The 14,963-nt window shown below is 36.8% G+C and carries 13 protein-coding genes; 9 read left to right on the top strand and 4 right to left on the bottom strand.

All coding sequences use genetic code 11. The features are described from left to right. Window positions 1-127 precede the first annotated feature (127 nt). From HBB17_RS08710 to HBB17_RS08700, 3 genes are read left to right on the top strand one after another with little or no spacing between them, the layout of a single operon-like run. A complete protein-coding gene (locus HBB17_RS08710; RefSeq protein ID WP_167957093.1) occupies window positions 128-1,948 on the top strand; it encodes a B12-binding domain-containing radical SAM protein in 1,821 nt (606 codons plus the stop codon). 9 nt (window positions 1,949-1,957) lie between these two features. Continuing rightward, window positions 1,958-2,617, top strand: a complete 660-nt coding sequence (gene nth / locus HBB17_RS08705) for an endonuclease III (RefSeq protein WP_167957092.1) — start codon at window positions 1,958-1,960, stop codon at window positions 2,615-2,617. Between the two features lie 19 nt (window positions 2,618-2,636). Then, window positions 2,637-3,371 (top strand): 3'-5' exonuclease, encoded by a 735-nt coding sequence (locus tag HBB17_RS08700; protein ID WP_167957091.1) that lies wholly within the window; start codon window positions 2,637-2,639, stop codon window positions 3,369-3,371. A 37-nt stretch (window positions 3,372-3,408) separates the two neighbouring features. Here the strand turns inward: HBB17_RS08700 and HBB17_RS08695 are convergent, their stop codons facing one another. Then, window positions 3,409-4,023: a hypothetical protein gene (locus HBB17_RS08695; protein ID WP_167957090.1), complete on the bottom strand. Its 615-nt coding sequence runs from the start codon at window positions 4,021-4,023 to the stop codon at window positions 3,409-3,411. A 532-nt stretch (window positions 4,024-4,555) separates the two neighbouring features. Between HBB17_RS08695 and HBB17_RS08690 the strand changes: the two genes are divergently transcribed. The 6 genes from HBB17_RS08690 (at window position 4,556) to HBB17_RS08665 (ending at window position 10,185) form a co-directional block, all read left to right on the top strand. Further along, entirely contained in the window at window positions 4,556-6,136 is a 1,581-nt protein-coding gene (locus HBB17_RS08690) for a VanW family protein (protein WP_167957089.1), read from the top strand. Between the two features lie 123 nt (window positions 6,137-6,259). Next, window positions 6,260-7,246: an AIR synthase family protein gene (locus HBB17_RS08685; RefSeq protein ID WP_167957088.1), complete on the top strand. Its 987-nt coding sequence runs from the start codon at window positions 6,260-6,262 to the stop codon at window positions 7,244-7,246. A 186-nt stretch (window positions 7,247-7,432) separates the two neighbouring features. Next, window positions 7,433-7,915, top strand: a complete 483-nt coding sequence (locus HBB17_RS08680; RefSeq protein ID WP_167957087.1) for an Lrp/AsnC family transcriptional regulator — start codon at window positions 7,433-7,435, stop codon at window positions 7,913-7,915. After that, on the top strand, window positions 7,912-9,081 hold the full coding sequence (locus tag HBB17_RS08675) for an aminotransferase class I/II-fold pyridoxal phosphate-dependent enzyme (RefSeq protein ID WP_167957086.1): 1,170 nt from the start codon (window positions 7,912-7,914) through the stop codon (window positions 9,079-9,081). The genes HBB17_RS08680 and HBB17_RS08675 overlap by 4 nt, the downstream gene beginning before the upstream one ends. Window positions 9,082-9,208: 127 nt before the next feature. After that, complete coding sequence (locus tag HBB17_RS08670; RefSeq protein WP_167957085.1) at window positions 9,209-9,670, top strand: chemotaxis protein CheX; 462 nt, start codon at window positions 9,209-9,211, stop codon at window positions 9,668-9,670. 11 nt (window positions 9,671-9,681) lie between these two features. Further along, window positions 9,682-10,185 (top strand): tRNA (cytidine(34)-2'-O)-methyltransferase, encoded by a 504-nt coding sequence (locus HBB17_RS08665; RefSeq protein WP_167957084.1) that lies wholly within the window; start codon window positions 9,682-9,684, stop codon window positions 10,183-10,185. A 105-nt stretch (window positions 10,186-10,290) separates the two neighbouring features. On the opposite strand, the gene HBB17_RS08660 is transcribed toward HBB17_RS08665, so the two are convergent. Genes HBB17_RS08660 through HBB17_RS08650 form a run of 3 tightly spaced genes read right to left on the bottom strand, consistent with a single transcriptional unit; the run spans window position 10,291 to window position 14,831 of the window. Then, the gene (locus tag HBB17_RS08660) at window positions 10,291-11,712 is read right to left on the bottom strand and encodes a HAMP domain-containing sensor histidine kinase (protein ID WP_167957083.1); all 1,422 of its coding nucleotides are present in this window, start codon (window positions 11,710-11,712) and stop codon (window positions 10,291-10,293) included. Next, the gene (locus HBB17_RS08655; protein ID WP_167957082.1) at window positions 11,712-12,434 is read right to left on the bottom strand and encodes a response regulator transcription factor; all 723 of its coding nucleotides are present in this window, start codon (window positions 12,432-12,434) and stop codon (window positions 11,712-11,714) included. The genes HBB17_RS08660 and HBB17_RS08655 overlap by 1 nt, the downstream gene beginning before the upstream one ends. Before the next feature lie 15 nt (window positions 12,435-12,449). Next, window positions 12,450-14,831, bottom strand: coding sequence for an endonuclease MutS2 (locus HBB17_RS08650; protein WP_167957316.1), 2,382 nt, complete (start codon window positions 14,829-14,831; stop codon window positions 12,450-12,452). Window positions 14,832-14,963 lie beyond the last annotated feature (132 nt).

Raw genomic sequence — 14,963 nt, 5'->3', positions numbered from 1 at the left:
AAGGAAGAATATTACATATTGTTACCAAACCTTGTATGTACAATTCTTATGGAACTGTGCTATACTACATAGGAATAGCCACTCATATGGAACAATGTGAATGGGACAGAAAGGGAGTATCAGAACAATGAAAGTATTGCTGACAGCCATTAATGCTAAGTATATCCATTCGAATCTGGCAATATTCTGCTTGCAGGCATATGCAAAGAAATATAGAGAAAATATTGAACTTGCGGAGTTTACCATAAATCACTATACGGACTATATCATTCAGGAAATTTACAAGAAGAAGCCAGACGTATTGGCTGTTTCTTGCTATATCTGGAATATTGATATGGTGGAAGAAGTGTTAACCGAATTGCATAAATTACTTCCTGATATGAAAATATGGTTAGGGGGTCCTGAGGTGTCTTATGATGCCAAGGAGAGGATGAAACGAATCCCATTCCTTACCGGAATCATGATTGGGGAAGGGGAAGAAACATTTCTAGAATTGATGGAACATTATGTGGATCATAAGGGACAGCTTGGAGCCATTCGTGGTATCGCTTATCGAGAGTTGAAACAGTATGGACAAGTTGAGATAGGAAATGATTCGAAGGAGAATACGGAGATGGATATCATCGTAACATTACCTCGAGAACAGATGGATCTTAGCAAAGTACCATTTCCATATGAGGATATGGAACAATTTAAGAATAAGATTATCTACTATGAATCAAGTCGAGGGTGTCCATATTCTTGTAGTTATTGTTTATCCTCTATTGATAAACGAGTACGGTTTCGTAGCCTCGATTTGGTACGAAAAGAGTTAAAAATCTTTTTGGATCATAAAATACCACAGGTGAAATTCGTGGATCGTACGTTTAATTGTAACCGGGAACACACAATGGCAATCTGGCGGTTTATCCATGAAAATGATAATGGAATAACCAATTTTCATTTTGAGATATCAGCAGATATCTTGACAGAGGATGAACTTGCTCTGTTAGGTCAAATGAGACAGGGCCTTGTTCAACTTGAAATCGGTGTACAATCCACCAATGAACAGACAATTCATGCCATACAGCGAAAAATGAATCTGGATAAATTGAAACAGGCAGTAGATCGTGTGAATGCTGGACACAATATTCATCAACATCTGGACCTTATTGCGGGATTACCATATGAAGATTATTCCTCATTTCGTAATTCCTTCAACGACGTTTATGCTATGCGACCAAATCAACTCCAGTTAGGATTTCTAAAAGTATTAAAGGGCTCGGCAATGTATGGATTTAGTCAGAAAAATACAATTGTATACAAAAATACAGCTCCATATGAGGTTTTATTCACACAATGGTTATCCTATGATGAAGTATTACAATTAAAACAAGTGGAAGATATGGTGGAAGTATATCACAATAGTGGACAGTTCACCTATTCTATACAATATGTAGAACATTTCTTTGAAACCCCGTTCGATTTTTACCAAGAGCTTGGAAAGTATTATGAGGAACAAGGGTTAAATGCAAGGAATCATACCCGTATGAGCCGTTATGAAATCCTATTATCCTTTATGCAATTTGAAAAAAAAGGAGACGAGAATGTTCTTAAAGCAATTCTCTTATATGATCTATACTTAAGGGAAAACCTAAAAAGTAAGCCAGAGTTTATTTCAGCAATGGAAGTTGAACGTGAAATCTATCATCATTTCTTTGTGGAAGAGGAGTTGGTAAAAGAATATGTGAAAGGATATGAATCGTATTCTGGTAAACAGATCAGTCGTTTAACACATTTAGAAAAGTTCGCTTACAATATAGAAGAAACAGCACAAACCGGTGTTGCTGCAAAGGCGGAAGAGTATATATTATTTGACTACCAAAATCGTAATCCACTTGACCATGGGGCGAATACCATACGTTTTCAAAAGGTGAGTGGAGATATGCTTCGTATTATAGAAAGTTAGGGAATAGATATGGCAAAAAGAAGAATAACGAAAGTGGAACGGGCAAGGATTGATGAGATTCTATCCCGTTTAGATCAGACCTATTCACGGGAATATGTGTGTTATTTGAACCATGAGAATGCATGGCAATTGTTAATTGCTACAATATTAAGTGCACAATGTACGGATGAGCGAGTCAATATGGTTACGAAAGACCTTTTTCAAAAGTACCGCTCCTTAGAAGCGTTTGCAAATGCAGATCTGAAGGAATTAGAAAAGGATATTCATTCTACGGGATTCTATCATAATAAAGCGAAAAACATCATCTCTTGTGCGAATAAGATTCTACTAGAATATGGTGGAGAGGTTCCCAAAACCATAGAAGAGTTAACTTCTCTTGCAGGGGTAGGGAGAAAAACAGCTAATGTGATTCGTGGAAATATATATCATGAACCAAGTATTGTGGTGGATACACATGTAAAGAGAATCTCTAGAAAGTTAGGGTTTACCAAAGAAGAGGATCCAGAGAAGATAGAATTTGATCTAATGGAGGTTCTACCAAGGGACCATTGGATCTTGTATAATATACAGATCATCACACATGGACGTTCCATTTGCACGGCTAGGAATCCTCAATGTACAACTTGTTTCCTACAAGATCTATGTAAGGCATCAGGAAAAGTAAAGTAGGGAAGGAATCGAGAAAGTAATGAGCAAAGAGTATGTTCCATTAAGAGATTACGTTGCATTTGATATAGAAACAACAGGTCTTCATCCAGAGCAGGATGAGATAATTGAGATCGGTGCAGTCCGTTATCGAGAAGGTGTACCAGTAGAAAGTTATACGTCGTTTATTCGGCCAAAAGCAAGAGTATCAGAGAAGATAACGGAAATTACAGGAATTACTAACGATATACTACTAGGTGAGAGAGAATGTACAGAGGTTTTGCCTGAATTCTTAGCGTTTGTTAAGGATGATGTGGTCATTGGACACAATGTACGATTTGATCATAGTTTTATTAAGTTACAGGCAGAACTTCAACAACGCACCTTTCGTAACAAAGCGATAGATACACTATATTTGGCAAAAAAATTACACCCAGATTTGGAAAGTAGATCTCTTGCAGCAATGTGCCAATATTATGGAATTATTAATGAACGGGCACACCGTGCAAAAGAGGATGCAGTAGCATGCGCAAAGCTATACGAACTTCTATTGCAACAGTTTTATGAGAATGCTCCGAAAGTATTCCAGGCAAGGCAAATCGTATACAAGAGAAAGAAAATAGAAGGAATTACGACTAGGCAAAAATACTACTTGAATGATTTGGCGAAATATCATAAAATAAACCTTGAAATGCCAATTGAGGAATTATCCAAAAGTGAGGCTTCAAGGTTAATTGATAAAATCATATTTAATTATGGTAGAATCTCTTATCGATAGTCTGTCATGGTATTAAAGGCAGACAATTTTGTTAATACTAGGAAGAGAGTAATTGTTCTAGATAATGAACCGTGTTGCTTTGATTCGGGCTATTAATAGTTTTGGCTACTTCAAGTAGAGATTGAATCTTTTCTTTGTTATGCTGTTTGGCATAGATATCACCAAGTAAGGTATACGAAACAGCAATATCCGTTTTGCAAGTAACAGCAAATTCAAGTACTGTTTTTGCATCATCAATCTGATTGGAATCCAGTAGAGCTTTTCCCCATTGCTGAAGGGTTTTGATGAGTTCCGTATAGGAGACATCACAATCCATTAAAAAGGGAAGATTGGCTACACCATAGTTAAGTTTCAAGTCAGTATTCGACTGGGTAGACAGATTCAAAATCTTTCGCTCTGCAATTCGTTTAATGGAATCTTGATAGCGTATAATGCTACTGTCTTCTGAATTGTGAAAAGGAAGTTCATCAAGAGGAACAGTAATATATGGAAGATTTGAGATATCCTTTTTACGAACAGAATTGGATTCTTGTTCTCGTTCCCAAAAACTTTGCGCTTCTTCTTGATTTATTTTATTGGTTTTTGAGGAGCGCGTACGAATGAGCAATGATGTAAATGCAAGAATCATGAAGATTGCAATAGCAACTAGCATATATATACACACCTTTCTATTAGTTAATAGTAATACCATTCAATTGTGGCATTGAAATATGCCATGTATTAAACGAAAGAGAAGTTTTTTAAATAATTTTGCCTTTTTAAGTCGATCGACTTATGAAAAGGCATGGATAATAATATGTAAATGAAATATAGGAATATGGAGTATCAGGAAGGAAAATACCTTTTTTAATCCGTATATTCTTAATAATAAAATGAAAGAGGTGATAAAATGATTAATTTTAATAACAAAAAAACGAAAAAAACAATATCAACAGTTATCATAATCTTATTAGTATTATCCATGGTTGTTCCTGTCGTAGTTGATGCAATTGCACGATAGTTCGTGGAACAGGAAAACGTTTGTTTTAACTATACATAATATTTATTAAGTTGTCAATGAATCAGTAGTCAGTGCAACAGGGTATAAAGTGCTATCATTAGGATAGGAAGAATTACTTGATAAATTTATGAATTATGTTAAAATGTAACCTAGGTTTTAAAGCGTAAATAAAGGGGATAAGAAAATGAATAAGAAGAAAGTTGCCTTAATTGTGGCAGGTGTGATGCTTGTACTGACCATTATTGTAGCCGGAGCTTATGTTACGATCTCTGCCTCCATCGATGATGATACAATATGCAAAGGTATATTCATTGATTCAGTTGATGTTGGTGGTATGACAGTTGAGCAGGCACAAGAAGCAGTCGATGCCTATATTACAGATCGAGCAAAGAAAGAGATTACCATACAAGTAGATGAGGATACTGTAACAGGAACATTAGAAGAACTTGGATATCAAGTAAGTGACAATGAAATTATTGATGAAGCCATGAAAATTGGAAAATCCGGAAACATCATTAAACGATATAAAGAGACAAAAGATGTTGAAAAAGAAAACAAAGTTTTTAATTTGGAATTTACTTTAGACCAAAATGCTGTTCAGGAACTTGTAGAAAAAGAATGTACCAAATATGATATTCCAGCAGAAAATGCGACAATGAAACGTGAAAACGGTGAATTCGTATTTGAAGAACATGTCATTGGTAGAAAAATTGATGTAGATGCAACGGTACAGGCTGTTAGTGATGCTGTTATGAATGACTGGAATGGAGAAAATCTTACAATCAATGCCAGCGTGGAAGAGGATATCCCAGAGTATACCTCTGATGAATTGAGAGAATGTACGGATGTATTAGGTACTGCTACTACGAATTTTGCGGACTCAAAGGCAGCACGTGTGAATAATGTTACGGTTGCAACGAACTTTATTAATGGTACCGTTGTATATCCAGGTGAAACATTTTCTGTATATGAGGCCATTTCACCTATTACCATTGCAAATGGTTATGAGAAAGCTGGCGCTTATGAAAATGGTGTTGTTGTAGAAAGTGAAGGTGGAGGAGTATGTCAGGTATCTTCTACTTTATATAATACTGTATTAAAGTCAGAGTTAGAAGTAGTTGAACGTTCCCCACACTCTATGGTTGTATCTTATGTACCTAGATCAGCAGATGCTGCTATTGCAGGTACGTATAAAGACCTTAAGTTTAAAAATAGTACAGAATCACCAATCTATATCGAAGGATATATTGTAGGAAGAAATGTTACATTTACCATTTATGGTAATGAGACAAGACCATCAAATCGTACGATTGAATTTGTGTCTGAAACGATTAGTACAACACAACCACCAGCTGATGTAATAACAGAAGACAAGACGTTACCATCTTCTTATAAGAAAGTAACTTCACCAGCTCATACAGGATATCGGGCACGTTTGTGGAAAGTTGTATATATAGATGGAAAAGAAACGGAACGTATACAAGTGAATTCAAGTACGTATACGGCTTCTCCTCGCTATATAACCGTTGGTAAGCAGGAAGAAGAAAAAGAAGAGGAAGATAAGGACAAGGAAGAGGATAAGAATAAGGAAGAAGATAAAGTTACCGATAAAGATAAAGACGATAACAAGGACAAAGATCAGGATAAAGACAAGACAGAGGAAAGTAAGCCATCCAAAGATGAGACTTCTGAGGATAACTCTGATGATACAGAGGAAGACACCAATCCAGATACGGAAGAGTCAACTGGTGAAGGCGAAGAATAATTTACAATGTCTATGACAGGGAGGCTGTTACACTGTTTTCGAAAATCAAACGATCAGATGATCATGATTACTGGAGAACAAAAGTGTAACAGCCTATCTTTATATAAATTGGAAGGAGAAAAGATGAAAGTAGGGAAAGTACCAGAGATGGTTTTGAAGCGATCGGTATTTAAGCAGATCAGACATAGAAGAAATGAAGTGTTAGTTGGACCTGGTGTGGGATTGGATTGTTCAGTATTTGAAGTGGGTCCTGATGAAGCCGTGGTTCTTTCTACCGATCCAATTACAAGCACAGCAGATCATATTGGAGATCTAGCTATTCACATAACAGCCAATGATATAGCGGCGAGTGGTGCAGAGATGATAGGTGTTATGTTAACAATCATCATGCCTGAACGTGGAAAAGAATCGGAGTTACGACAAATGATGCAAAGAATAGAAGCTTGTTGTGCATCACTTAATATAGAAGTAATGGGAGGACATTCGGAAGTTTCGAGAGCTGTGAATCAGACCATTGTTACGGTAACTGGAGTAGGAAAGATTACGAAAACGAAGCTGAGTAATCCAAAACAAATGAAGGAAGGGCAGGAAATCGTCTTAACCAAATGGGCTGGTTTGGAGGGAACAGCCATTCTTGCAAATGAAAAAAAAGAAGAACTGTGCACACGATATACAACCAACTTTATTGAAGAAGCGTGTACATTCCTTGATTATATATCCATAGTGAAAGAAGCAACAATAGCAAGGAAACATAATGCCGTTATGATGCACGATGTGACAGAAGGTGGTATCTTTGGGGCACTTTGGGAAGTTGGTGCTGCGGGCAATGTGGGAATTGAAGTGGATCTGAATAAGATCCCAATGAAACAAGAAACGGTAGAAATTTGCGAATACTATGATCTTAATCCCTATATGTTGATCTCTAGCGGTAGTTTATTGATCGTAACGGATCGTGCCAATGAATTAGTGGAACATCTGGAAAAAGAGAAAATTAAAGCGACTGTAATTGGACGTGTTACAAGTGGTACAGATCGAATCGCTTGGAATGATTACGAAAAGAGATATCTAGAACCACCAAAGGTGGATGAATTATATAAAGTATTGCGTTAGAACAAGAAGTATAAAACTTTTAATGCTCATGATACTACGTATTGGTAGCGCATAGCACTTTTGCAATACGACAACATGGAATAACTTATGTCCTGCAGGGAAAATTGGGAAAGAACTTTTCTAACAACCTTGCACAACGCCACCAAACTACGAATAGCATGGTGACTAGTAGGAAAGGAGTCTATTATGAGACAAAAAATCTTGAAAGCAATTGATAAGAATAGCAAGTTAACGAGTAAAGAACTGGCTAGTATGCTTGGAATGACCGAGGAGATTGTTGATGCGGAGCTTCGAGCGATGGAGAAGGAATCCATAATCTGTGGGTATCCAACGCTTATTAATTGGGACAAAGCAGATAGCGAACGTGTAACTGCTCTAATTGAAGTGAAAGTTACACCACAACGCGGAGAAGGCTTTGATAAGATTGCAGAGAGAATATACAAATTTCAAGAAGTTGAATCTGTATATTTGATGTCTGGCGGATTCGATCTGACTGTTATTATTGATGGAAAAAGTATGAGAGAAGTCGCTAATTTTGTCTCAAGTAAGCTCGCACCGATGGATTCCGTATTAAGTACAGCAACACATTTTGTTCTTAAAAAATACAAAGAACACGGAATTGAACTAGACAACAAGAAAGTAGACGAAAGGATGTTGGTGACACCATGAGAAACCCATTATCAAGTAAAGTGGTTAATATACAACCTTCAGGGATACGTAAATTCTTTGATATCGTCAGTGAAATGAAAGATGCGATCTCACTTGGCGTAGGCGAACCTGATTTTGATACCCCTTGGCATATTCGAGAGGAAGGAATCTATTCCTTAGAGAAAGGAAGAACATTCTATACGTCCAATGCCGGGCTAAAAGAACTAAAGATGGAGATTAGTAATTACATAAATCGGAAATGCCATATAAACTACGATTACAATAAAGAAATTATGGTGACGGTTGGTGGTAGTGAAGCAATTGACATTGGTTTACGTGCCATGTTAGATCCAGGCGATGAAGTGTTGATTCCACAGCCCTGTTATGTTTCCTATGTGCCATGTGTTACATTAGCAGATGGTGTACCCGTAATCATTGAACTGAAGGAAGAGAATAATTTCAAATTAACAAAGCAGGAATTATTAGATGCAATTACAGATAAAACAAAAATCTTAATTCTACCATTCCCGAACAATCCAACCGGTGCAATCATGGAGTATGAGGATCTTGTGGATATTGCGGAAGTAGTAAAAGAACATGATCTTTTCGTTATGTCGGATGAGATCTACTCTGAACTTACCTATGGTAGACAACATGTTTCTATCGCTTCTTTACCTGGAATGAAAGAACGAACCATATTGATCAATGGGTTTTCCAAAGCGTATGCAATGACAGGTTGGCGTTTGGGATATGCTTGTGCTCCTGAAATTATTATGAAACAGATGATCAAGATTCATCAATTCGCTATCATGTGTGCACCAACAACAAGCCAGTATGCTGCAGTGGAAGCAATGCGTAATGGTGATCAAGACGTCGTATTAATGCGGGATGCGTATGATGCAAGACGAAGATTTCTAATAGATGAGTTGAGACGAATCGGATTGGATTGCTTTGATCCATATGGTGCCTTTTATGTATTCCCAAGTATTAAGAAATTTGGCATGACATCGGATGAATTTGCAGAAACATTATTACGAGAAGAGAAGGTTGCAGTGGTACCAGGAACGGCTTTTGGTGACTGTGGAGAAGGATTTCTACGAATATCTTATGCCTATTCGATCGAGAATCTGAAGATCGCATTGGAAAGAATAGAGAGATTTTTGTCGAATCACAAACCAAAAGAATGACATTTCTAATAGAATTTTCTTGTATAATATAAAAAAATAAGAATTCTTTCTGTGATATTGTTGATTAGACTTGAATTATAAGTCTTAAGTATGATAAGATAATTATACTAACTTGGGAGGAATGTGTATGGGTGAATTGAATGCAGATTTTATCAATCCATTTTTAATTTCAGCGACAAAGATACTGAAAGATATGTGTTTTATTGATCTGAAGATTGGAAAACCCTATATTAGGGATAATAATATAGATAATGAAAGTGTAATCATTATGTTAGGAATCACAGGTGAATTAAAAGGACAAGTTATGATTATACTAAATCAAGTGGCTGCTTGTGATATCGCAGGTAAGATGATTATGACACCAGTTAGCCAAATTGATGAACTTTCAGGGAGTGCAATCTGTGAACTTGGGAATATGATCTTGGGAAATGCGGCTACGATCTTTTCTACAAAGGGGATTACAATTGATATAACACCACCATCATTATGTATTGGTAGTATGGCATTTATGAATACTGCAAAATCCATCTGTGTACCATTAACCTATGATGATAATAAAGTAATTGAGTTGAATATTGGTATTGTATAAGAGAGGCTAATATGTTTAATATTGTTTTACATGAACCGGAAATACCTGCAAATACAGGTAATATTGGAAGAACATGCGTCGCTACTGGTGCAAGATTACACTTGATTGGGCCTCTAGGTTTTAGCTTAGATGAGAAACAATTAAAGCGTGCAGGTTTGGATTACTGGAAGAATCTTGATGTAACTGTTTACGACGATTTTGATGATTTTATGAAAAAAAATCCTAATGCTAAGATTTTTATGGCAACGACGAAGGCACTACATGTGTATAGTGATGTACATTATGATCCAGACAGCTATATTATGTTTGGAAAGGAAAGTGCAGGAATTCCAGAAGATATTCTTTTAGAACATAAGGACACGTCTATACGAATTCCTATGATAGGTGATATTCGTTCTTTGAATCTCTCAAATTCCGTTGCAATCGTATTATATGAAGCGATTCGACAAAACAATTTCTCGCATATGCAGTTAGAAGGACAGCTTCATCATCACTCTTGGAGTGAAGCAAAGTAAAGTAAAGCAATAAAAAAAGCATTATGTTTCAACTAGACAGACTTAATCGTCTATAGTTGATAACATAATGCTTTTTATATTGAAATGAGAAAATAGTAAAATCAATTATTTCGATTTTGGCAGAGTGAAGATGAACTCTGTGCCAACATTTTCGGTACTGATGACATTAATATTTTCATTATGTGCGTTGATGATTTCTTTTGTAATGGATAAGCCAAGACCAGTTCCCTTTTTATCTTTTCCACGAGATACATCTGTTTTATAGAAACGCTCCCATATCTTTTTTAGAGAATCTTTTGGGATACCAATTCCGTAATCTTTAACAGCAGTGAACACCTTGTCGCCTTTCACTTCGGTGGAAACCTTGATTGTAGAATTCTGATGAGAGAATTTGATGGCGTTATCGATCAAGTTATATAGAACTTGCTGAATCTTACCAAGGTCTGCATCAACAAACTGTTCTCGATTGGAAAAGACTAGCTTAAAGGAAATCTTCTTCTTTGTGCAGATTCCTTCAAAAGTTTCTGCAGTATGCTTGATGATCCGATTGATATCAAAGGAGGAAATCTCTAAGATTGTTCCATTGTTATCAAAGGTATTCAAAGCAAGCAGATTGGTTGTTAGTTTCGTTAATCGTTCCGTTTCGAATAGCACGATATCAAGGTATTTGCCCTGCATTTCATAAGGAATCGTACCATCTTGAAGAGCCTCGATGTAACCTTTGATTGAGGTCAGAGGAGAACGGAAGTCATGGGAGATGTTAGCCACGAATTTTTTTTGATAATCATCGAGGCTGTTCAACTCACTAGAAATATAACGGACAGCGTCGGAAAGTTCCTTGTATTCATCGGTAGTATGAATGTTCAGTGGATAATCAAAATTACCAGAGGAGTACTCAATGGCAGCTTTAATTACTTTTTTCAATGGGCGTACCGTTAGATAATAGATATACATAAATACAAAGATCATCAAAACTAAGAAAATAAGAAAACAAATATTGATGATATCCATATAGTAGATACTATCATGTTTGATGGAGGATAAGGAGGTTAGCATAACAATATAACCTCGAATCTCGTATCGGTAGGAAATGGGATACACCACACTTACCATTGGTTCCGTCAGGATTCCCTTAAAATATGTTTGATCGGAAAAGGTTTTTGATAAGAATTTGGAATCCAGTTCATTAAGATTGATCTTGGAATCGGTTGTATAACTAGAACGGGTATCCATTGTTATGGTTCCGCTCTGGTTAACAATCCAAATTCGTGTATTTAAAAATGTATCAATGGTTTTTAACTGAGTAAGCACATCTCTGACCGATTGAGCAGAATTATAGGAATTGCTGTAATAATTGGTCATATATTCAGAGGCTATCGTGGAAGCTTCATTATGAAGAACTGTTTTCTGCCTTTCAACAAGGCTATGTTTTAGCCTATTCACGCCATACGTATTCAAAAGTGTAAACATGGAAATTGCAACGATAAAATAGCAAAGCAATAGCTTAATCAGCAAAGTTCGCTTCATTAGTTCTTCACCTCGAATTTGTAACCAATACCCCAAACAGTAGATAAACTCCAGCTTGTATGGTCTTTGATCTTCTCACGAAGTCTTTTGATATGCACGTCTACCGTTCGCGTGTCTCCAATGTACTCATATCCCCAGATATGATCTAACAGCTGTTCTCTTGTAAATACTTGATTTGGATGAGAAGCTAAGAAATAGAATAGTTCCAGTTCTTTTGGTGGCATATCAATCGTATTCCCATAGTATGTTACAGAATAATTAGATAAGTTGATTAACAAATCTGGATATTCTACGAACTCACCACTTGGTTGCACGATAGGAGATGCCATTTGTGGAGCTTGTGCAGCTACCGGATGGAAGCGTCGTAAAACCGCTTTCACCCGAGCAACCAATTCCTTTGAATCAAAAGGTTTAATAATATAATCATCAGCACCAAGTTCCAATCCAAGAACTTTATCAAAAATCTCTCCTTTAGCAGAGAGCATAATGATCGGAACGTTAGACGTTTTACGAATTTCACGGCAAACCTCATAACCATCAATACCTGGTAGCATTAAATCTAACAGGATTAATCCAGGCTGATACGTATGGAACTTTTCAATCGCTTCTTCACCATCATTTACAATTAATGTGTCAAAACATTCTTTCAGCAAATAGAGCGAGATTAATTCGGCAATATTTGCATCATCATCTACAATTAAAATCTTCTGTTTTTCTGCCATGAAATCTCCTTTCTGCTACTTTTTAAATTCTACAATCGTAACACCTTGGTCGCCTTCACCAAATGTACCAAGGCGATAAGAAGCGACATATTTTAATTTCTTTAAATGTTGATGAACTGCATTTTTTAAGATGCCAGTTCCTCTACCATGAATAACCGTACATTGAGGTAAATGTGCAAGGTATGCATCATCTAAATACTTATCTAGTTCAGGTAATGCTTCGGCTACCGTCTTTCCTATGAGGTTTATACTAGCACTAATGTTCATACTCTTTGTCATCTTGATCTTACCACTGCCGGTTTTCTTTAATGATGGGGTTGTGATAACTGGTTCATCGATCAGTTCAAGATCAGTGATGTTAACTTGAGAACGTAAAATACCCATTTGTACAAATAGGTCTCCTTTGGCATTTGGTAAAGAACTAACCGTACCTTTTAGATTAAGACTAAGCACATGAACAGCATCTCCAAGGTGGAAATCCTTTGGCTTGTTTGTTTTATTCGTTTTTGTTTTATTCTTTAAAGCAAGTTTGGATTCTGTGGAATTAAGTTTCTCGCGAAGTTTAGAACGTTCTTGCTCCATCGCACGACCAAGACCACTTTCCTTCGTCCATTTGTTGTAATTCTTAATGGTTTCATCGGCATATTCCTTAGCTTCGGCAAGGATATCACGGGCTTCTTCATTGGCTTCTCGTAATATTCTTTCTTTTGCTTGATCCAATTTGTCTTGTTTTTGTTCTAACTGTTTCTTCAACGCAGCAGACTCTTGCTTCAGTTTTTCAATCTCTTCCCGTTCTTTTTCAATTGTCACGCGACTTGCTTCAAGATCGCTGATGACATCTTCAAAACTTTGCTCTTCACTATCAATACGACTTTTGGCATCATCGATGATGTAATCAGGAAGACCAAGTTTGCTAGATATGGCAAAGGCATTACTCTTACCAGGAATTCCAATCAAGAGACGATAGGTAGGACGTAAGGTTTCTACACTGAATTCACAGCAAGCATTCTCGACACCTTCTGTAGATAAGGCAAAGATCTTAAGTTCACTGTAATGAGTAGTCGCCATTGTTCGAATATCCTGTTCATGAAGGTAGGATAGGATCGACATAGCCAAAGCTGCACCCTCTGTAGGATCGGTTCCAGCACCTAATTCATCAAATAGAACCAAACTGTTTGGCGTGGCATTCTTAATAATATGAATGGTATTGGTCATATGAGAAGAGAAGGTACTTAAACTCTGCTCAATACTTTGCTCATCACCAATATCTGCGAATACTTCTTCGAAAACCGCAAGGGAAGAACCATCAAATGCTGGAATGTGAAGTCCTGCTTGTCCCATCAGAGTAAAGAGTCCAACCGTTTTAAGGGAAACGGTTTTACCACCGGTATTCGGACCAGTAACAATCAGTAAGTTGTATTCATCACCTAAATGAATGTCAATCGGAACTACTTGCTTGGCATCAATCAAAGGATGACGCCCCTTTTTAATATTCACATAGCCCTTGGTATTGAATTCTGGTTCTGTGGCTTTTAATTGTTTTGATAGATATGCTTTTGCGAAAATGAAATCCAGCTCGCTTAAGATGCTAAGGTTATCAGAAAGTTTTTCTGTTTCAACAGCAATAGAAGCACTTAAGGAAGAAAGGATTCGTTCAATTTCATCTTGCTCCTGAACAGCAAGCTCACGGAGTTCATTATTAAGCTTAACAACTGCCATTGGTTCGATGAAGAAGGTTGAACCAGTGGAGGATTGGTCATGAACCATACCTTGAAATTGCCCTTTGTATTCTTGCTTAACAGGAAGACAATAACGACCATTTCTCATGGTAATGATATTCTCTCGTAACATGGATTTGGTAGTTTGGGAACTGACGATGGAATTCAATTGTTCCCGGACTTTTTCATTGGTATTCTTAATGGTGCGTCTGATGTGCTTTAAAGTTGAACTTGCATCGTCACTCATTTCCTCTTCTGTTACGATACAACGTTTGATTTCGTTATTAATCGGTGACAAAGGCTCTAAGAGTGTGAAACGTTCATCAAGAGAATCCATTTCATTTTCATCACTATCCGTTCTTGAAAATGCCTTAATTCGTAACGTTACATCAAGTACAGAGCTAATCTGTAATAGTTCGCCCATACCAAGTGTGGAACCAATCTCCAATCGTTTGATGGAACCACGGATATCCTTTAATCCAGAAAAAGAAACGCTTCCTTTTTGAAGGATTCGCTTTAATGCATCGGAAGTTTCTTTTTGTGCTTGTTGGATCTCATGTAATTGATTCATTGGTAGAAGTTTGCTACAGCGTTCCTTACCAAGAGGAGATCCTGCGCATTGTACTAATCGCTCAATGATTTTATTATATTCTAATGTGTTGATTGCTTTTGCGTTCAATTGTTTACCCATGCATAATGGAGCCTAATCTTGCTGATAGATTAGGTTATTGGTTTAAAGAAGACATTGCATGGCTCCTTTCCTAAATTGCTATCATAGCGATCCTTCTTTAACCCTTCTCGTCAAATAATG

This window comes from Anaerosporobacter faecicola (genome assembly GCF_012070565.1).
Classification (GTDB): Bacteria; Bacillota; Clostridia; order Lachnospirales; family Lachnospiraceae; genus Anaerosporobacter; species Anaerosporobacter faecicola.
The sequence above is the reverse complement of the archived record's forward strand: the minus strand, read 5'-3'. Positions and strand labels throughout refer to the sequence as shown.